This is a genomic window from Streptomyces sp. NPDC008092 (genome assembly GCF_042957285.1).
Lineage (GTDB): Bacteria > Actinomycetota > Actinomycetes > Streptomycetales > Streptomycetaceae > Streptomyces.
Window position 1 is genome coordinate 658 of sequence record NZ_JBIBHY010000024.1, and the last position, 18,958, is coordinate 19,615.

At 72.8% G+C, this 18,958-nt stretch carries 16 protein-coding genes; 12 read left to right on the forward strand and 4 right to left on the reverse strand.

Annotation, left to right across the window (positions count from 1 at the left end):
* Window positions 1–943: hypothetical protein (locus ACFZB3_RS46245; protein WP_391389343.1), on the forward strand; the 943-nt coding region annotated here is incomplete at its 5' end.
* A complete protein-coding gene (locus ACFZB3_RS46250; RefSeq protein WP_391389345.1) occupies window positions 826–1,641 on the forward strand; it encodes a tetratricopeptide repeat protein in 816 nt (271 codons plus the stop codon). The genes ACFZB3_RS46245 and ACFZB3_RS46250, both read left to right, overlap by 118 nt.
* Window positions 1,642–1,734: 93 nt before the next feature.
* On the opposite strand, the gene ACFZB3_RS46255 is transcribed toward ACFZB3_RS46250, so the two are convergent.
* Entirely contained in the window at window positions 1,735–3,018 is a 1,284-nt protein-coding gene (locus ACFZB3_RS46255; RefSeq protein WP_391389164.1) for a DUF1015 family protein, read from the reverse strand.
* 94 nt (window positions 3,019–3,112) lie between these two features.
* On the opposite strand from ACFZB3_RS46255, the gene ACFZB3_RS46260 reads away from it, so the two are divergent.
* From ACFZB3_RS46260 to ACFZB3_RS46275, 4 genes are all read left to right on the forward strand, one after another.
* A complete protein-coding gene (locus ACFZB3_RS46260) occupies window positions 3,113–4,141 on the forward strand; it encodes an HAD-IIA family hydrolase (protein WP_391389166.1) in 1,029 nt (342 codons plus the stop codon).
* Between the two features lie 95 nt (window positions 4,142–4,236).
* On the forward strand, window positions 4,237–5,280 hold the full coding sequence (locus ACFZB3_RS46265; RefSeq protein ID WP_391389169.1) for an iron chelate uptake ABC transporter family permease subunit: 1,044 nt from the start codon (window positions 4,237–4,239) through the stop codon (window positions 5,278–5,280).
* Window positions 5,277–6,362 carry an iron chelate uptake ABC transporter family permease subunit gene (locus ACFZB3_RS46270; RefSeq protein ID WP_391389171.1) on the forward strand — a complete coding sequence of 362 codons (1,086 nt, stop codon included), beginning with the start codon at window positions 5,277–5,279 and terminating at the stop codon, window positions 6,360–6,362. Before ACFZB3_RS46265 ends, ACFZB3_RS46270 begins: the two co-directional genes overlap by 4 nt.
* On the forward strand, window positions 6,359–7,237 hold the full coding sequence (locus ACFZB3_RS46275) for an ATP-binding cassette domain-containing protein (protein ID WP_391389173.1): 879 nt from the start codon (window positions 6,359–6,361) through the stop codon (window positions 7,235–7,237). The genes ACFZB3_RS46270 and ACFZB3_RS46275 overlap by 4 nt, the downstream gene beginning before the upstream one ends.
* On the opposite strand, the gene ACFZB3_RS46280 is transcribed toward ACFZB3_RS46275, so the two are convergent.
* Window positions 7,221–7,568 (reverse strand): sterol-binding protein, encoded by a 348-nt coding sequence (locus ACFZB3_RS46280; RefSeq protein ID WP_391389175.1) that lies wholly within the window; start codon window positions 7,566–7,568, stop codon window positions 7,221–7,223. The genes ACFZB3_RS46275 and ACFZB3_RS46280 overlap by 17 nt on opposite strands.
* Before the next feature lie 42 nt (window positions 7,569–7,610).
* Here ACFZB3_RS46280 and ACFZB3_RS46285 point away from each other — a divergent pair, with 42 nt between their 5' ends.
* From ACFZB3_RS46285 to ACFZB3_RS46305, 5 genes are all read left to right on the forward strand, one after another.
* Window positions 7,611–7,970, forward strand: coding sequence for a hypothetical protein (locus ACFZB3_RS46285; protein WP_391389177.1), 360 nt, complete (start codon window positions 7,611–7,613; stop codon window positions 7,968–7,970).
* A gap of 7 nt (window positions 7,971–7,977) precedes the next feature.
* Complete coding sequence (locus tag ACFZB3_RS46290) at window positions 7,978–8,793, forward strand: TlyA family rRNA (cytidine-2'-O)-methyltransferase (protein WP_391389180.1); 816 nt, start codon at window positions 7,978–7,980, stop codon at window positions 8,791–8,793.
* Entirely contained in the window at window positions 8,790–9,695 is a 906-nt protein-coding gene (locus ACFZB3_RS46295) for an NAD kinase (protein WP_123978216.1), read from the forward strand. The genes ACFZB3_RS46290 and ACFZB3_RS46295 overlap by 4 nt, the downstream gene beginning before the upstream one ends.
* Before the next feature lie 208 nt (window positions 9,696–9,903).
* The gene (gene recN, locus ACFZB3_RS46300; protein WP_391389347.1) at window positions 9,904–11,631 is read left to right on the forward strand and encodes a DNA repair protein RecN; all 1,728 of its coding nucleotides are present in this window, start codon (window positions 9,904–9,906) and stop codon (window positions 11,629–11,631) included.
* A gap of 392 nt (window positions 11,632–12,023) precedes the next feature.
* Complete coding sequence (locus tag ACFZB3_RS46305; RefSeq protein WP_391389182.1) at window positions 12,024–13,160, forward strand: glycosyltransferase; 1,137 nt, start codon at window positions 12,024–12,026, stop codon at window positions 13,158–13,160.
* A 21-nt stretch (window positions 13,161–13,181) separates the two neighbouring features.
* Here ACFZB3_RS46305 and ACFZB3_RS46310 read toward each other — a convergent pair whose 3' ends face one another.
* Window positions 13,182–14,825: a PucR family transcriptional regulator ligand-binding domain-containing protein gene (locus tag ACFZB3_RS46310; protein WP_391389184.1), complete on the reverse strand. Its 1,644-nt coding sequence runs from the start codon at window positions 14,823–14,825 to the stop codon at window positions 13,182–13,184.
* 94 nt (window positions 14,826–14,919) lie between these two features.
* The gene (locus ACFZB3_RS46315; protein ID WP_391389349.1) at window positions 14,920–16,722 is read right to left on the reverse strand and encodes a glycoside hydrolase family 15 protein; all 1,803 of its coding nucleotides are present in this window, start codon (window positions 16,720–16,722) and stop codon (window positions 14,920–14,922) included.
* 517 nt (window positions 16,723–17,239) lie between these two features.
* Between ACFZB3_RS46315 and ACFZB3_RS46320 the strand changes: the two genes are divergently transcribed.
* Window positions 17,240–18,910 carry a CTP synthase gene (locus ACFZB3_RS46320; RefSeq protein WP_391389186.1) on the forward strand — a complete coding sequence of 557 codons (1,671 nt, stop codon included), beginning with the start codon at window positions 17,240–17,242 and terminating at the stop codon, window positions 18,908–18,910.
* Window positions 18,911–18,958 lie beyond the last annotated feature (48 nt).

Genomic DNA, 18,958 nt, shown 5'->3' on the forward strand with positions numbered 1-18,958 from the left:
GGTGACCGGGGTGGCTACGGGCGTCGTGACGACCGTGACCGTGGCCCTCGTCGTGATGACCGTGGGGACCGTCCTGCCTTCCGTCGCGATGACCGTCGTGACGACCGGCGTGATGACCGGCGTGATGATCGTGGGGACCGTCCCGCCTTCCGGCGTGACGACCGCGATGACCGTGGTGGATTCCGCCGCGATGACAACCGTGGCGGTGGCGGCGGTGGTGGCTACGGTCGGCGTGATGACAACCGTGGTTCTCGTCCGGGGTTCCAGCGCGATGATCGTGGTGGTGACCGGGGTGGCTACGGGCGTCGTGACGACCGTGACCGTGGCCCTCGTCGTGATGACCGTGGGGACCGTCCTGCCTTCCGTCGCGATGACCGTCGGGACGACCGGCGTGATGACCGTCGTGACGATCGTGGGGACCGTCCTGCCTTCCGGCGTGACGACCGGCGTGACGATCGTGGGGACCGTCCCACCTTCCGTCGCGATGACCGTCGGGACGACCGGCGTGATGACCGTCGTGACGATCGCGGGGACCGTCCCGCCTTCCGGCGTGACGACCGCGATGACCGTGGTGGATTCCGCCGCGATGACAGCCGCGGCGGTGGCGGCGGCTACGGCCGGCGTGATGACAACCGGGGCGGCGGATACCGTGGCCGTGACGACCGCCGTGACGACCGCGGCCCCCGTCGCGACGACAACCGCGCCGGCGGTGGCGGCTACGGTCGCCGGGACGACAACCGGGGCGGCGGATACCGTGGCCGTGACGACCGCCGGGACGACCGGCGTGGCGGCGACCGCTTCCGTGACGAGCGGGACCGTGAGCCGATCAAGCGGCTGCCGATCCCGGAGGACGTCACCGGCGAGGAGATCGACAAGGACGTACGGCAGGAGCTGCAGAGCCTGCCCAAGACGCTCGCGGACGACGTCGCCAAGAACCTGGTGATGGTCGCCCGGCTCATCGACGAGGACCCCGAGGGTGCCTACGGCTACTCCAAGGTGGCCCTGCGGCTGGCGTCTCGTGTCGCCGCCGTACGCGAGGCCGCCGGGTTCGCCGCGTACGCGAACCAGAAGTACTCCGAGGCGCTCGCCGAGTTCCGGGCCGCCCGGCGGATGACCGGCAACGTCGACCTGTGGCCGGTGATGGCCGACTGCGAGCGTGGGCTCGGCCGCCCGGAGAAGGCACTGGACATGGCCGGCGCCCCCGAGGTGCACAAGCTCGACAAGGCCGGCCAGGTCGAGATGCGGCTCGTCGCCGCGGGTGCCCGGCGTGACATGGGGCAGCTGGACGCGGCGATCGTGACGTTGCAGAGCCCCGAGCTGGCCTCCAACTCCGTACAGCCGTGGACCGCGCGGCTGCGCTACGCCTACGCGGACGCCCTGCTCGCCGCCGGGCGGGTCGACGAGGCCCGGGAGTGGTTCGCCAAGGCCGTCGAGGCCGACCGCGACGGCAGCACGGACGCCTCCGACCGGCTGGCCGAGCTGGACGGGGTCGAGTTCGTCGACGCTCTGGACGACGAGGAGTCCGAGGAGACCCCCGAGGAGTCCGAGCCCGAGGCCGTGGCCGCGGTTCCCGCCGGGACCGGCGTCGAGGCCGACGTCGACACCGACGACGAGGACGAGGACGAGGACGAGCAGGACTGAGTTCGGTGATCGTGTGAGCGCGTGAACGCGTGACGGACAGAGGGCAGACCCGACAGGGCCTGCCCTCTCTCTTTGAGGCTCTTTCAGGCACTCTCAGACATCGAGTGCCCGCAGCACCAGGCCCGAGGCCGGCTTCGGGCCGAAGGACGTCGACTTGCGGGGCATCGTCACGCCCTGGCGGGCCAGGTCGCGGACGACCTCCTCGCGGACCGGGTGCATGAGGACGGCCGTACCGCCGTCGCGCTCCGCCTTGGCGACCGTCGCCGCCGTGTCGTGGATGTAGGCGATGTGCGCGGGCGAGTCCTCGGGGATGCGCCAGACGTGGTCGAGGAGCGTGGCGTGCAGGACGGTGGCGTCCAGGGTGCGCCAGGCGGCCGGGCGCTCGTCGGGGATCGTACGGGCCAGGAGGTCCGGGTCCGGGCGGTCGATGAGATGGAACATGCCGTCGCCGGCCAGCAGGAACGCGTTGCCGGCGCAGGCCGCGTCCGCCAGCGCCTCCTGGGCCGCGGGCAGCGGGACGTCGAGCCGTCGTACCCGGAACAGGCCCTTGACGTGCTCCAGGGCCTCCGCCACCGGCAGGCCGTGCAGCAGGCGGTGGATGGCACGGACGCGCAGCGGGTAGCGGGCGGTGTCGACGAGCAGGACCAGGCCGTAGTCCCAGGGGCTGGGAGAGGGATGCTCCGCGCGTAGACGCAGGTAGGTGGCCCAGCGGTGGTGGCCGTCGGCGATCAGGGCCTGGCGGTGGGCCAGGTCGGACTGGACGAGGGCCACCTCGGCGGGGTCGGTGATCGACCAGAGGCGGTGGTGGAAGCCGTCCTCCGTGGTGGTGGCGAGGAGCGGGGGGCGGTCGGCCACCGTGTCGATGATCTCGGCGGCCGCGCCGTTGCCCCGGTAGGTGAGCAGGAGGGGTTCGAGGTTCGCCGAGGTGGCGCGCATCAGGGCCGCGCGGTCGGCGACGACCGGGGGCATGACCTCCTCGTGCGGCAGCACCACGCCCTCGGACGGTTCCGAGACCCGCAGGGCGCCGATGACTCCGCGCTGGAGCATGCCGTTGCCGTCGTGCTGTTCGTAGACGTACAGGCCCGGCTCGGGATCCGTGGCGAGGATGCCCTCGGCCTGCCAGCGGTGGAGGGTGTCGGCCGCCTGTTCGGTACCGGCGCTGGGGGTGCCGGCCTGGGGGAGGATGAGGCGGACGATGTTGTGCGGGTCGGCGGACTGGAGATGGTGTACGCCGTCGGGGCGCACGACGACGTCGTACGGCGGGGAGGTGACGGCGGCCAAACTGCCGACCCGGTCCGGGTCGTAGCGAAGGCCTCGGAACGGGGTGAGTTCCAGGCCTCGGCGCTCCGTTGCTTCCGAGTGACCTGCAGTGTTCATCCCGGCATCGTACGTGTGTCAGTGGCGTGCGGGATGATCGACGGGGAAAGGCGGGCGAACGAAGAGTGACGAGGAGTGACGAGGAACGATGGGGATGAGTCAGGGCGCCAGGACCGGTCCCGAGGGCAGCGGACAGGCCCTGAGCACGGTGTACGACACGGCGCTGCTCGATCTGGACGGGGTGGTGTACGCGGGCGGCAGCGCGATCGTGCACGCTGTGGAGTCGCTGGAGGTCGCCCGGGCGGGCGGCATGCGTCTGGCGTACGTCACCAACAACGCGCTGCGGACGCCGGACGCGGTGGCGGAGCATCTCACCGAGCTGGGCATCCCGACGGGGGCCGACGAGGTCATCACTTCGGCGCAGGCGGTCGCGCGGCTGATCAGTGAGCAGGTGCCGGCCGGGTCCCGGGTGCTGGTGATCGGCGGGGAGGGGCTGCGGGTCGCGCTGCGGGAGCGCGGGCTGGAGCCGGTGGAGTCCGCCGACGACGATCCGGCGGCCGTGGTGCAGGGGTACGGCGGCCCGGACCTGCCGTGGGGGCGGTTCGCCGAGGCGTCGTACGCCGTCGCGCGCGGGGTGCCGTGGTTCGCGTCCAACACCGATCTGACGATCCCGAGCGGGCGCGGGATCGCGCCGGGCAACGGCGCGGCGGTGGCGGTGGTCCGGATCGCGACGGGTGCCGAGCCGCAGGTGGCGGGCAAGCCGCTGCCGCCGATGCACCGGGAGACGATCCTGCGGACGGGTGCGGAGCGGCCGTTGGTGGTCGGGGACCGGCTGGACACCGACATCGAGGGCGCGTTCAACGGCGGGGTGGACTCGCTGCTCGTGCTGACCGGGGTCACCGACGGGCGGCAGCTGCTCGCCGCGCCGCCGCAGCACCGGCCGACCTATGTCGATGCCGACCTGCGCGGGCTGCTCACCGGGCAGCCGGAGGTCGCGGCGGACGGCGACGGTTTCCGGTGCGGTGGCTGGACGGCGACCGCGGGTGCCGACCGGCTGGAGCTGGAGGGCGACGGCGAGGCGCTCGACGGGCTGCGGGCGCTGTGCGCGGCGGCCTGGACGGCGGCCGGGGAGGGCGTCTGCGAGCTGGACGGAGGCAAGTCGCTGGCGCGGCTGGGGCTCTGAGTCTCCGTGCTCGACGGGGGTTGTCCGCACCGGCACCGGGATCCGCGAGGGGCACGGCATCGAGGCGTGATGCGAGGGTAGGCTAACCTAACCTCGTGTTGGTCGACAGTCCCCCCGAACAGCGCGCGGACACCACCCCCGCGCCCCCGACCCGTCGGGCGATCCGGGCCTTCGGGCTCCTCGTCTCCGCCGTGATCCTGCTGCTCGTCGCCTTGGCGAGCATCGCGATCGGGGCGAAAGAGCTGCCCCTGGACCAGGTCTGGCACGGCCTGTTCCACGACACGGGCACGTACGGCGATGTCGTCGTCGACGCGCGGCTGTCGCGGACCGTCCTCGGCCTGCTGGCCGGTGCCGCCCTCGGCCTGTCCGGGGCGGTGCTCCAGGCGCTCACCCGCAACCCGCTCGCCGACCCCGGACTGCTCGGCATCAACGCGGGCGCGTCGGCCGCGGTGGTCACCGCCATCACCTACTTCGGCGTCAGCACCCTCAGCGGTTACGTGTGGTTCGCCTTCCTGGGGGCGGCCGTGGTGGGCGCGCTGGTGTGGTTCCTGGGCGGCAGCCGGGGCGCCACGCCGGTCCGGCTGGCACTCGCCGGCACGGCGATCAGCGCCGCGCTCTACGGCTACCTCCAGGCCGTGATGATCACGGACGACGCGGCGCTCAACAAGCTGCGTTTCTGGACGGTGGGTTCGCTGGCCTCGGCGAGCAACTCGACGATCGCGCAGGTGCTGCCGTTCATCGCGGCCGGCACCCTGCTCGCCCTCGGCCTCGCCCGGCCGCTGAACGCGGTGGCGATGGGCGACGACACCGCCCGCGCCCTCGGCGCCAACCTCGGCCGTACCCGGGCCCTCGCCATGCTCGCCGCCACCGTGCTGTGCGGCGCGGCCACCGCCGCCTGCGGCCCGATCGCCTTCGTCGGCCTGATGGTCCCGCACGTCGTGCGTTCCTTCACCGGCCCCGACCTGCGCTGGATCCTGCCGTACGCGACGGTCCTGTCGCCCGTGCTGCTGCTCGGCGCCGATGTCATCGGGCGGGTCGTGGCCCGCCCCGCGGAGCTCCAGGTCGGCATCGTCACCGCGGTCATCGGCGGTCCGGTCTTCATTCTTCTCGTACGACGGCGGAGGACGGCCCAGCTGTGAGGACCGCTACGAAGACTGCGAAGACCACGCGCACCACACGCATTACGCGTACCACGCGTACTCTGCGCACCCCCGGCGGCCTCTCCCTGCGGACCGATGTGCGCGCGCTGGTCGTGGTCGGCGCGCTGCTGCTGGCCGCGTGCGCCGCGAGTGTCGTACTGATCGGCACGGGCGACTTCCCGATCTCCTTCGGTGACGTGCTGAGGACGCTGGCCGGGAACGGCACCGCCGGGCAGGACTTCATCGTCAACGAGCTACGGCTGCCGAGGGTCCTGGTCGGTCTGCTGGTCGGTGCCTCGCTCGGGCTCGGCGGCGCGCTGTTCCAGTCGATCTCCCGGAACCCGCTGGGCAGCCCGGACGTGCTCGGCCTCTCCCAGGGCGCCACCTCCGGCGCGCTCGTCGTGATCGTGCTGCTGTCCGGGACCGCCGCCCAGGTCACCGTCGGCGCGCTGCTCGGCGGCCTGGTGACCGGCCTCGCCATCTACCTCCTGGCCTGGAAGCAGGGCGTGCACGGATACCGGCTGGTCCTGGTCGGCATCGGTGTCTCCGCGGTCGTCACGGCGGTCAACGGCTATCTGCTCACCAAGGCCGACCTGGTCGACGCGACCCGCGCGGTGGTCTGGATGACCGGTTCCCTCGACGGCCGTGACTGGAGCCAGGTCTGGCCGCTGCTCGCGCTGTGCGCGGTCCTCGTCCCGCTGGTCCTCGCCAACGCGCGGGGCCTCAGGATGACGGAGATGGGCGACGACGTGTCGAACGCCCTCGGGGTGCGCGTGGAGCGGGTGCGGATGCTGCTGATGGTGGCCGCCGTCCTGCTGACCGCGGCCGCCACCGCCGCTGCCGGGCCCGTCAGTTTCGTGGCCCTCACCGCCCCCCAGCTCGCCCGGCGCCTCACCCGCTCGCCCGGCCCCAACCTGGTGCCCTCCCTCTGTATGGGCGCCACCCTCCTGGTCACCGCCGACCTGGCCTCGCAGCGTGCCTTCGGCGCCGACCAGCTGCCCGTGGGCGTGGTCACCGGCGTCCTCGGCGGGGTCTACCTGCTCTGGCTGCTCGTCACCGAGCGCCGGGCGGGCCGGATATGACACCGAGAGCCGGCTCGGACCCGAGCGCGACCCCCCAGCCAGGCAGCGAGCCAGACAGCAAGAGGAGCACCGTGAACCGCCTGTCCGCCGAGAACGTCACCCTCGCCTACGACCAGCGCGTCATCGCCGAGCAGCTGTCGGTGGAGATCCCCGACAAGTCCTTCACGGTCATCGTCGGCCCCAACGCCTGCGGCAAGTCGACGCTCCTGCGCGCGCTGTCCCGGATGCTCAGGCCCAGCCAGGGCCGGGTGCTGCTGGACGGGCAGGTCATCCAGTCGATGCCCGCGAAGAAGGTCGCCCGCACGCTCGGGCTGCTCCCGCAGTCCTCCATCGCACCCGACGGCATCACCGTCGGCGACCTGGTCGGCCGCGGCCGCTACCCGCACCAGGGCATCCTGCGCCAGTGGTCCGCCGAGGACGAGCGGGTCGTCCAGGAGTCGATGGAGCAGACGGGCGTCGCCGAACTCGCCGACCGGTACGTCGACGAACTCTCCGGCGGCCAGCGCCAGCGCGTCTGGATCGCCATGGCGCTCGCCCAGCAGACCCCGCTGCTGCTCCTCGACGAGCCGACCACCTACCTGGACATCCAGCACCAGATCGACGTCCTCGACCTGTGCGCCGAACTCCACGAGGAGCAGGGCCGCACCCTGGTCGCCGTGCTGCACGACCTCAACCACGCGGCCCGCTACGCCACCCACCTGATCGCGCTCAAGGGCGGCCGGGTCGTCGCCGAGGGCGCCCCGAACGACATCGTCACCGCCGAGCTGGTGGAAGAGGTCTTCGGGCTGCGCTGCCAGATCATCGACGACCCCGAGACGGGGACCCCGCTGGTGGTGCCGGCGGCCCGCAGGGCGAGGGTCACAACAGCTTCCTGAGCCGGAACAGATCCAGCAGGTTTGCCTCCAGCCGCACCCGGCCCGAACCCCAGGCGCCGGCGAAGTTCAGCTCACCGTCGACCAGCGCCACCAGGTCGTCGCCGGCCATGGTGAGTCTGATCTGCGCCTTCTCCCGCGGCGGCCCGGGGAACGTCTCCTCGACCTCGATCCGGCCGCCGGTGAGCCGGCCGGCGAAGGTGACGTCCAGGTCCGTGATGTGGCAGCTGACCGAGCGGTCCATGGCGGCGGCCGCCCGGACGTCGCCCTCGGCGCCACCCATGTTGTGCGAGAGCTTGTCGAGTGCGGCGCGGCACTCCTCGATCGTGGCCATCGCGATCGACGGTACCCCAGGGCTTCGATGTAGCGTCGGGGCATGACCGACTCTGCGCCCGAAGGCCTGGTGGCGGCCCCGGTGACGGAAGCCGGGGAAGCGGCCGCCGTCGAACCCGAGTACGACCCCGCCGCGCCCGCCCCGCTGAACGTCCCTCGCACTCCCACCGGCAACGCCGAGGTCGACGCACAGCTCGACCGGCTGGCCGACGCCGACCACCTCGCCACGGACGGCCACCTGGAGGTGTACGAGGATGTACACCGGGGGCTGCGCGACGCGCTCACCGAGCTCGACGCCCGCCCGGGACCCCCGGGACCTCCGGGGCCTTCCGGTCCCCCGGCGCCCGCCCCGCCGTACACCAACCGGGCGCCCGCACCGTCGTACCACCAGAGCAGGAGCTGAACCCACCGTGGCAGGAGTCGCACGTCGCCGTCTGGACGCGGAGCTGGTCCGCCGGAAGCTGGCGCGCTCGCGCGAGCACGCCAGCCAGCTGATCGCCGCCGGGCGGGTCACCGTCGGCAAGGCCGTCGCGACCAAGCCGGCCACCCAGGTGGAGACCGCCGCCGCCATCGTCGTCCAGTCCGACGACAGCGATCCCGAGTACGTGTCGCGGGGCGGCCACAAGCTCGCCGGCGCGCTGGCGGTGTTCGTGCCGCAGGGCCTGGCGGTCGGGGGACGGCGGGCGCTGGACGCCGGTGCGTCGACCGGGGGCTTCACCGATGTGCTGCTGCGCGCGGGGGCCGCGCAGGTCGTCGCCGTCGACGTCGGATACGGCCAACTCGCGTGGTCTCTGCAGAGCGATGAACGCGTCACCGTCAAGGACCGTACGAACGTACGCGAGTTGACGCTTGAAGCGATCGATGGGGAGCCTGTGGATCTTGTCGTGGGTGATCTGTCCTTCATCCCGCTCGGGCTGGTGCTGCCGGCCCTGGCGCGGTGCGTGAAGCCGGACGCCGACCTGGTGATGATGGTCAAACCGCAGTTCGAGGTGGGCAAGGAGAGGCTGGGCAGCGGGGGAGTCGTACGGAGTCCGCAGCTGCGGGCGGAGGCCGTGCGGGGGGTTGCCGAGAGGGCGTGGGAGCTGGGGCTCGGGGTGAACGGTGTCACCGCCAGTCCGCTGCCCGGGCCGTCCGGCAACGTCGAGTACTTTCTGTGGCTGCGGGCCGGCGCACCCCAGTTGGATCCGGCCGACGTTGACCGTGCAGTGGCGGAGGGGCCGCGTTGACACAGAACCGAGCTCGTACTGTTTTCCTGCTGGCCCACACCGGGCGGCCCGCGGCCATCCGCAGCGCCGAACTTGTGGTGAAGGGGCTGCTTGCGGCCGGAGTCGGCGTGCGGGTCCTGGATTTCGAGGCCGCGGACCTGCCGCTGCCGGACGAGGTCGAACTCGTCGAGGAGGCCTCGCCGCACAGCCTCGACGGCTGCGAACTGCTGATCGTGCTCGGCGGTGACGGGACGCTGCTGCGCGGCGCCGAGTTCGCGCGGGCCTCCGGGGTGCCGATGCTCGGCGTCAACCTCGGCAGCGTCGGGTTCCTCGCGGAGGCCGAGCGGGACGACCTCGACAAGGTCGTCGACCGGGTGGTGAGCAAGGCGTACGAGGTCGAGGAGCGGATGACCGTCGACGTCGTCGTGCACCGCAACGGGGACATCGTGCACACCGACTGGGCGCTGAACGAGGCGGCCGTGCAGAAGGCGGGCGCCGAGAAGCTCCTGGAAGTCGTGCTGGAGATCGACGGGCGGCCGGTGACGGGGTTCGGCTGCGACGGGATCGTGCTGTCGACGCCGACCGGGTCGACCGCCTACGCCTTCTCCGCGGGTGGGCCGGTGGTGTGGCCGGAGGTGGAGGCGCTGCTGATGGTGCCGATCTCCGCGCACGCGCTGTTCGCGAAGCCGCTGGTGACCTCGCCGGACTCGGTGCTCGCGGTGGAGGTGCTGCCGCACATCCAGCCGGGGGTGCTGTGGTGCGACGGGCGGCGGACGGTGGAGCTGCCGCCCGGTGCGCGGGTCGAGGTGCGGCGAGGTGCCGTGCCGGTGCGGCTGGCGCGGCTGCATCACGCGTCGTTCACGGACCGGTTGGTGGCGAAGTTCGCGCTGCCGGTGTCCGGGTGGCGGGGGGCGCCGCACTAGCGGTTGGTGGGGGCCGGTTTCGGTGCGTCGGCGGGCGCGGGTGAGCTGTGGCTGGTCGCGCAGTTCCCCGCGCCCCTTCAGGTAGGGATGCTCCCCGCCGTTTCGAGGAGCCCGGTGTCCTTTGGGGCACTCCTCCACTCGCCCGGGTGACAGGGGGCCTCGCACTTCGTCGGCTCGACCTCGTAAGGTCTTCCCCGTGCTGGAAGAAATGCGGATACGGTCACTCGGGGTCATCGACGACGCGGTCGTCGAGTTGTCGCCGGGGTTCACCGCCGTCACCGGTGAGACCGGTGCGGGCAAGACCATGGTGGTCACCAGCCTGGGGCTGCTGCTCGGTGGCCGGGCCGATCCCGCGCTCGTGCGGATCGGGTCGGAGAAGGCGGTCGTCGAGGGACGGGTCACCGTGCCCGCCGGAGCCTCGGCGGCCCTGCGGGCCGAGGAGGCCGGCGCCGAGCTGGACGACGGGGCGCTGCTGATCAGCCGTACCGTTTCCGCCGAGGGGCGCTCGCGGGCGCACCTGGGCGGGCGGAGCGTGCCCGTGGGCCTGCTCGCCGACCTCGCCGACGACCTGGTGGCCGTGCACGGGCAGACCGACCAGCAGGGGCTGCTGAAGCTGTCCCGGCAGCGGCAGGCCCTCGACCGGTACGCGGGCGACGGGGTCACCGGGCCGCTGGCCAAGTACGGCGAGGCCTACCGGCGGCTGCGGGCCGTGGCGGTCGAGCTGGAGGAGATCGTCACCCGCGCGCGTGAACGGGCCCAGGAGGCCGACATGCTGCGCTACGGGCTGGACGAGATCGCGGGTGTGGAGCCGCGGGCCGGCGAGGACGTCGAACTCGCCGAGGAGGCCGAGCGGCTCGGGCACGCCGAGGCGCTGTCGTCGGCCGCGACCGCCGCGCACTCCGCGCTCGCCGGCAACCCCGAGGACCCGGAGGGCATCGACGCCGCCACCCTCGTGGCCGGCGCCCACCGGGCCCTGGAGGCCGTACGGTCGCACGACCCGGCGCTCGCGGCGCTCGCCGACCGGATCGGCGAGATCGGGATCCTGCTGGGCGACGTGGCGGGCGAGCTGGCCGGGTACGCGGACGACCTGGACGCCGATCCGCTGCGGCTCGCGGCCGTGGAGGAGCGGCGCGCCGCGCTCACCGCGCTCACCCGCAAGTACGGCGCGCACGGTGACGGCATCGACGCGGTGCTGGCCTGGGCCGAGCAGGGCGCCGCGCGGCTCACCGAACTCGACGGCGACGACGAGCGGATCGACGAGCTGACCGCCGAGCGGGACGCCCTGCGGGCCGAACTGGGCGGTCTCGCACAGGCCTTGACCGACGCGCGCACGGAGGCCGCCGAACGCTTCGCGGCCGCCGTCACCGCCGAGCTGGGCTCGCTCGCGATGCCGCACGCGCGCGTGTCTTTCGCCATCCGGCAGACCGAGGACCCGGAGGGCGTGGAGGTCGGCGGCCGGGCGGTGGCCTACGGCCCGTCGGGCGCCGACGAGGTCGAGCTGCTCCTCGCCCCGCACCCGGGCGCCCCGCCCCGCCCCATCGCCAAGGGGGCGTCCGGCGGTGAGCTGTCCCGCGTGATGCTCGCCGTGGAGGTCGTCTTCGCGGGCACCGACCCGGTCCCGACGTACCTCTTCGACGAGGTCGACGCCGGCGTGGGCGGCAAGGCCGCGGTGGAGATCGGGCGGCGCCTTGCCAAGCTCGCCAAGTCCGCGCAGGTGGTCGTCGTCACCCACCTTCCCCAGGTCGCCGCCTTCGCCGACCGCCAGTTGCTGGTCGAGAAGACCAACGACGGCTCGGTCACCCGGTCCGGCGTGAAGGTCCTGGAGGGCGAGGAGCGGGTGCGGGAGCTGTCCCGCATGCTGGCCGGCCAGGAGGACTCGGAGACGGCCCGGGCGCACGCCGAGGAACTGCTGGCGGCGGCGCGGGCGGACCGCTGACACGGCGCTGACCGGGGGGCGGGCGGCGGGACACCACCCGCCCCCGCCGTCGTCCCCCCGGTCGTCGTCGTTCCGCCGCCGGCCGGAAGCCGCCGGCCGGAAGCCGCCGGCCGCGTTCCTTCGCGTTCTTCTGCTTGCTTCGCGTTCTCCCGCGCTCCTTCCGGTTCGCCCCGGCGGCGTTGTCGTCACCCTCCCGGGTGACACGGTCCGGCGCATTGCCCCGGCCCGCCTCGGTATGTGCCTTCTCGGAATACCCGGAACACCTTTGTGTGCTGGCATCCTTGAGGGGAACGCGGTGTCCGGGGGAGGCGCGCGCGGTGATGCCCTCGGCCCCGATACCTTCTGTACGTTCCCTCGTGACCGCCCCACGCCGAACCAGGAGCCCCGGCCGCGTGAGCCCCGTGAGCAGCAACGCACCGCACGGTCAGTCGCCGCTGCGCACCGTGCAGGTGCTGGGCGGCGGCAACGCCGGCAGCAGTGTGCACGTGCGTTCGCTGACCGCCGGCCTCGTCGCGCGGGGCGTGCGGGTCACGGTCTGCGCCCCCGTCGAGGCCGATCGCGCCTACGGTTTCTCGGACGTCGGCGCCGACCACGTACACGTGCCGCGCAGCAGTGACCCGGGGTCGGTGGCGGCGCTCCGCGCGGCCTGCACGGACGCCGACCTGGTGCACGCCCACGGCCTGCACGCCTCCTTCCGCGCGGCGCTGGCGCTGAGCGGCCGCAGCACCCCGCTCGTCGTCACCTGGCACAACCGGGCGCATGCCGAGGGCGCCCGGGCGCATCTGCTGCGGATGCTGGAGCGGCGGGTGGTGCGGGCGGCCGCCGTGGTGCTCGGGACCACCTCCGACCTGGTGGACCGGGCCCGCCGTACCGGTGCCCGGGACGCCCGGCTCGCCGCCGTGGCGCTGCCCGGCCTGCGGCGGCCCGTGGACCAGGACGAGGCGGAGCTGCTGCGGCCCAAGGTCCGTGCCGAACTCGGTGCCATGGGGCGGCCGTTGCTCATCGCCGTCGGCTCCCTGGACCGGCACCGCGGCTACGACCACCTGCTGGACGCGGCGCGTGCCTGGTGCCGGCTCGACCCCGTACCGCTCCTCGTCGTCGCCGGCGAGGGGCCGTTGCGCCCGGCGTTGCAGCGGCGGATCGAGGACGAGGAGCTGCCCGTGCGGCTGATCGGGCGCCGCGACGACGTCACCGATCTGCTCGCCGCCGCCGATCTGGCGCTGCTGCCCAGCAGTTGGGAGTCCCGTTCCGTCCTCGCCCAGGAGGCCCTGCACGCGCGCGTGCCGCTCGTCGCGACCGCCGTGGGCGGTGTCCCCGACCTGGTGGGGGACGCGGCCGAGCTGGTCGCGTACGGCGACGCACGGGCTCTCGCCGCCGCCGTCGTCCGCCTGCTCGACGACCCCGAGCGCTGTGCGGAGCTGCGCGAGCGGGGCTCCCGGCAGGCGGCGAGCTGGCCCACGGAGGACGAGACCGTGGCCCAAGTGCTCAGCGTGTACGACGAGTTGACGCAGCCCCGGCCGCTGCCGTAGCCGCGTCGGGCGCCCTGGGGCCTAGGGGACGTGCCGGCGGGCCCGCAGCGCCAGGCTCAACGCCATGACCACCTGCGGGTCGTCGAGGTCCGTGCCCAGCAACTCCCCGATGCGGGCGAGGCGGTTGTAGAGGGTCTGGCGGTTGAGGTGGAGTTCACGGGCCGTCTCCGCCTTGCGGCCCGCGTGCGCCAGGTAGGTCTCCAGGGTCGGCAGCAGCGGCGGCTTGGAGCGGTGGTCGTGCTCGCGCAGCGGGCCGATCGCGCGGTCGACGAACGCCGCCAGGTCGGGGTGGTCGCGCAGCCGCCACAGGAGCAGGTCGATGTCGAGGCGCCGGGCGTCGTACCAGGGCCGGTCGGAGAGGCCCTGGGCGGCCGCCGCCGTCTCGGCCGCGTGCCGCAGGCCCGCCGACGCCGCCGCCCAGCCGCCGGCCGCGCCGACCACCACGACCGGCGGAGCGGCTCCGGGGCGCTGCATCCCGGCGCGCTCCACGCCCGCTCTGAGCGCCGCCGCGACCCGGTCCGCGACCGTCGTCCGCTCCGCCTCCGAGCGCAGGCCCAGGAGCAGCGGGACGCGGCCCTCGACCGGTCGTACGCCCAGCAGGACGGGCACGCCCACGGCGGCCAGCTCCTCGCCCACCGCGCGGGCCAGCACCGCCCAGCCGCCGCCGGGGGAGAGCGAGTCGCCGACCCGCATGACCACCGGCAGCAGCGGGCTGCTGCCGGGCTTGAAGCCGAGGACCCGGGCCTGCGCCGGGGCGTCCGCGGCGGTGATGCGGCCCTCGGCGAGGTCGGTCAGGAAGTCGCCGCGTCCGCGTGCCGCCAGTTCCTCCTCCTGGCGGGCCTGCATCAGGACGACGGCCAGGATGCCGGCGGCGCGTTCGGCGGCGATGCGGTGCACGGGCGCGAGCGGTCCGCGTACCGGCAGCAGGACCAGCCGGCCCCGCACCGATCCCGCCCCCGGACCGCCGCCCGGCACGTCCACCAGCACCGCCCCGGCCGGCGGCGGCGCGTCCTTGCGCTGGCCGCGCAGCCCCTCCCACACCTGGAGCGGGTCGGCTCCCTCGGGGCCCGACCCGGCGGCGTACAGGAGCTGGCCGTCCGCGGTCTCCAGGAAGACCGGGTTGCCGCCGAAGTCGGCCAGGATGGCCAGCACCTGCGGGACCCCGCCGCCGCCCAGCAGGGCCTCGGTGCAGCGGCGGTGCACCTCCTCGGCGCGCTGGAGGAGGGTGTAGTGGTGGTTGACGATCTCGGTGTGGATCTCCTCCGTCACCGTCACGAAGGGCACCTCGCGGTGCAGCACGACCAGCGGCAGCCCGGTCGTCCGGGCGGTGTCGACGAGGGTGGCGGGCAGCCGGGAGAAGCGCGCGCCCAGCTCCACCACCAGGGCGGCGATGCCCCGCTCGGCGAGCGTGCGCACGAACGCCCGCTGCTCGGCGGGGCGGGTGCCCAGGCCGTAGCCGGTGGTCAGCAGCAGTTCGCCGCCCTTCAGCAGCGAGGCGATGTTCGGCACCTCGCCCGCGTGCACCCAGCGCACGGTGCGGTTCAGCCGGTCGGCGCCCGCCAGGATCTCCGGCAGCCCGCTGCGCAGTGCGGGCAGCTCCAGTGCCCGCTGCACGGTGATCCCGGCGCCCTGGGTGTCGGGTCCGCTGCCCCTGCCGCTGTCCATGGAGCGGACGCTACCTGGGTGAACGCCTCCATGGCACGTTCCGCCGGAACGGGTACCGCCCCGGCCGACGACGTTCGCACGCCCCTCCCGGCGGCTATCCCCCGTACGCGCCCGAAGCCGTGAGACGGAGCGCCGTGTCGATCAACGGCACGTGACTGAACGCCTGCGGGAAGTTCCCCACCTGCCGCTTCAGCCGCGGATCCCACTCCTCCGCCAGCAGACCGAGGTCGTTGCGCAGCGCGAGAAGCTTCTCGAACAGCTTGCGGGCCTCGTCGACGCGCCCGATCATCGCGAGGTCGTCGGCCATCCAGAACGAGCAGGCCAGGAAGGCCCCCTCGTCGCCGGGCAGGCCGTCCACGCCCTCCTCGCCGCCCGAGGTCGGGTAGCGCAGGATGAAGCCGTCCGAGGTGGACAGCTCCCGCTGGATCGCCTCGATGGTGCCGATGACCCGCTTGTCGTCCGGGGGCAGGAAGCCCATCTGGGGGATCAGCAGCAGCGACGCGTCCAGCTCCTGGGAGCCGTACGACTGCGTGAAGGTGTTGCGCTCCTTGTCGTAGCCCCGCTCGCAGACGTCCCGGTGGATGTCGTCGCGCAGCTCCTTCCAGCGCTCCAGCGGGCCGTCCGCGTCCCCGGACTCGATCAGCTTGATGGTGCGGTCCACGGCCACCCAGGCCATCACCTTGGAGTGCACGAAGTGCCGGCGCGGCCCGCGCACCTCCCAGATGCCCTCGTCCGGCTCGTCCCAGTGGTCCTCCAGGTAGCGGATGAGCTTGAGCTGGAGGAGGGAGGCGTAGTCGTTGCGGGCGAGGCCGGTCATGTGGGCCAGGTGCAGGGCCTCGGTGACCTCGCCGTAGACGTCCAGCTGGAGCTGGTGCGCCGCGCCGTTGCCGACCCGGACCGGCGCCGAGTTCTCGTAGCCGGGCAGCCAGTCCAGCTCGGCCTCGCCCAGCTCGCGCTCGCCCGCGATGCCGTACATGATCTGCAGGTTCTCGGGGTCGCCGGCGACCGCGCGCAGCAGCCACTCGCGCCAGGCGCGGGCCTCCTCGCGGTAGCCGGTGCGCAGCAGCGAGGAGAGCGTGATGGCCGCGTCGCGGAGCCAGGTGTAGCGGTAGTCCCAGTTGCGGACGCCGCCGATGTCCTCCGGGAGGGAGGTCGTCGGCGCGGCCACGATGCCGCCCGTGGGGGCGTACGTCAGGGCCTTCAGCGTGATCAGCGAGCGGACCACGGCCTCCCGGTAGGGGCCGTGGTACGTGCAGTGCTCGACCCACTCCCGCCAGAAGTCCTCGGTCGCCTCCAGCGACTGCTCGGGCTCCGGCAGCGGCGGCGGCTCCTTGTGCGAGGGCTGCCACGAGATGGTGAACGCGATCCGGTCGCCGGGGGCCACCGTGAAGTCGGCGTAGGTGGTCAGCGACTTGCCGTACGTCTCCGCCGACGTGTCGAACCACACGGAGTCGGGGCCCGCGACGGCGACCGTGCGGCCGTCGTGCTTGTGCACCCAGGGGACCACCCGGCCGTAGGAGAACCGCATCCGCAGCACCGAGCGCATCGGCACCCGGCCGGTGACGCCCTCGACGATGCGGATCAGCTGGGGCGCGCCGTCACGCGGGGGCATGAAGTCGGTGACCCGGACCGTGCCGCGCGGGGTGTCCCACTCCGACTCCAGGATCAGCGAGTCGCCCCGGTAGGTGCGGCGCGCCGCGGTCGGCGGCTGGGAGTCGGCCGCGTGTGCCGGGCCGAGCCGCCAGAAGCCGTGTTCCTCGGTGCCGAGCAGACCGGCGAAGATGGCATGCGAGTCGAAGCGGGGCAGGCACAGCCAGTCGACTGTGCCGTCCCGGCAGACCAGGGCAGCGGTCTGCATGTCTCCGATGAGTGCGTAGTCTTCGATGCGCCCGGCCACGTGCAACTCCAGTCGAACGGCCACGTCACCCCCCAGGCAAACGGGGGGCTGTCGCTAGTGCGGTCAAGGGGGGTTGTTGTTGTGCGTCGTTGAGCGGTGAAGCAAAGCAGCCCGCCGTGCCCTGAGGCAAAACGACAGTCATAGCTCAACGAACTGCCAAGCTCTCGTTGTTCCGGGAGTACGGGCGGGGGTGTGCCGTGTTTTCCGGCCGGGCTCGGCAGCGAGTGTCCGAGCAGGATACGACGCACGTAGATGATCTGCGTGCCGCTCCGGGCAACCCGTGTGGGCCGAACGGGTGAGCCCTGGGTGAAAAGCGGGTAAGGCAGGCCCCAAGTCCGTGCCGACGTGTGTACGGAGCGTGGCCGGAAGCCATCTCTCCGCGGCGCTGATACCCTGGTAGCCCGTGGACCGGTGGGCGCGAATCCCCCGAACCGCAGCGACGGCACCACCCCCGGAAACAACCGGACGGCAGCCGTACCGCACGACAGACCGCGACCACGGGAGCCCCCTCTTGGCCATGCCGCCGAAATCTACGACGACCAAGCACATCTTCGTCACCGGGGGTGTCGCCTCCTCGCTCGGCAAGGGCCTGACAGCCTCCAGCCTGGGCATGCTGCTCAAGGCCCGGGGCCTGCGCGTCGTGATGCAGAAGCTCGACCCGTACCTGAACGTCGACCCGGGCACGATGAACCCCTTCCAGCACGGTGAGGTGTTCGTCACCAACGACGGCGCCGAGACCGACCTGGACATCGGCCACTACGAGCGTTTCCTTGACCGCGACCTGGACGGCTCCGCCAACGTCACCACGGGTCAGGTCTACTCCACGGTGATCGCCAAGGAGCGGCGCGGCGAGTACCTGGGCGACACGGTCCAGGTCATCCCGCACATCACCAACGAGATCAAGCACCGCATCCGCCGCATGGCCACCGACGAGGTCGACGTCGTGATCACCGAGGTCGGCGGCACGGTCGGCGACATCGAGTCGCTGCCGTTCCTGGAGACGGTCCGCCAGGTCCGCCACGAGGTCGGCCGGGACAACGTGTTCGTGGTGCACATCTCGCTCCTGCCCTACATCGGTCCGTCCGGCGAGCTGAAGACCAAGCCCACCCAGCACTCCGTGGCCGCCCTGCGCAACATCGGTATCCAGCCGGACGCGATCGTGCTGCGCTGCGACCGCGAGGTGCCCACCGCCATCAAGCGCAAGATCTCGCTGATGTGCGACGTGGACGAGGCCGCGGTCGTGGCCTGCCCGGACGCCCGCTCGATCTACGACATCCCGAAGACCGTGCACGGCGAGGGCCTGGACGCCTACGTCGTCCGCAAGCTGGACCTGCCGTTCCGCGACGTGGACTGGCGGACCTGGGACGACCTGCTCGACCGCGTCCACAACCCCGACCACGAGATCACCCTCGCGCTGGTCGGCAAGTACATCGACCTGCCCGACGCCTACCTCTCGGTCACCGAGGCGCTGCGCGCCGGCGGCTTCGCCAACAAGGCCCGCGTGAAGATCAAGTGGGTGACGTCGGACGACTGCAGGACCCCGGCGGGCGCCGCCGCGCAGCTCTCCGACGTCGACGGCATCTGCATCCCGGGCGGCTTCGGCGACCGCGGGGTGCTCGGCAAGGTCGGCGCCATCCGCTACGCCCGCGAGAACCGGATCCCGCTGCTCGGCCTCTGCCTGGGCCTGCAGTGCATCGTGATCGAGGCCGCCCGCAACCTGGCCGGCATCCCGGACGCCAACTCCACCGAGTTCGACTCCGCCACCGGCCACCCGGTCATCTCCACCATGGCCGAGCAGCTGGACATCGTGGCCGGCGAGGGCGACATGGGCGGCACCATGCGGCTGGGCATGTACCCGGCCAAGCTGGCCGAGGGCTCCATCGTGCGCGAGGTGTACGACGGCAAGGAGTACGTCGAGGAGCGGCACCGGCACCGCTACGAGGTGAACAACGCCTACCGCGCGGAGCTGGAGAAGAAGGCCGGCCTGCAGTTCTCCGGCACCTCCCCGGACGGCAAGCTCGTCGAGTACGTCGAGTACCCGCGCGACGTCCACCCCTACCTGGTCGCCACCCAGGCGCACCCGGAGCTGCGCTCCCGGCCGACCCGCCCGCACCCGCTCTTCGCGGGCCTGGTGAAGGCCGCGGTCGCGCGCCAGCAGGGCGCTGCGGAGCAGGAGAGTTCGAAGTAACACACCGGTTGTACGGTGGCCGGGGTGCATACCTTCAAAGGCACGCAC

Excerpts from the sequence above, each read along its gene's own strand:
- ACFZB3_RS46260 (WP_391389166.1), top strand. The coding sequence starts at position 3,113 with ATGAGTCAGGGCGCCAGGACCGGTCCCGAGGGCAGCGGACAGGCCCTG.
- ACFZB3_RS46275 (WP_391389173.1), top strand. The coding sequence starts at position 6,359 with ATGACACCGAGAGCCGGCTCGGACCCGAGCGCGACCCCCCAGCCAGGC.
- ACFZB3_RS46320 (WP_391389186.1), top strand. The coding sequence starts at position 17,240 with ATGCCGCCGAAATCTACGACGACCAAGCACATCTTCGTCACCGGGGGT.
- ACFZB3_RS46255 (WP_391389164.1), bottom strand. The coding sequence starts at position 3,018 with ATGAACACTGCAGGTCACTCGGAAGCAACGGAGCGCCGAGGCCTGGAA.
- ACFZB3_RS46280 (WP_391389175.1), bottom strand. The coding sequence starts at position 7,568 with ATGGCCACGATCGAGGAGTGCCGCGCCGCACTCGACAAGCTCTCGCAC.
- ACFZB3_RS46310 (WP_391389184.1), bottom strand. The coding sequence starts at position 14,825 with ATGGACAGCGGCAGGGGCAGCGGACCCGACACCCAGGGCGCCGGGATC.
- recN (WP_391389347.1), top strand. The coding sequence starts at position 9,904 with ATGCGGATACGGTCACTCGGGGTCATCGACGACGCGGTCGTCGAGTTG.
- ACFZB3_RS46285 (WP_391389177.1), top strand. The coding sequence starts at position 7,611 with ATGACCGACTCTGCGCCCGAAGGCCTGGTGGCGGCCCCGGTGACGGAA.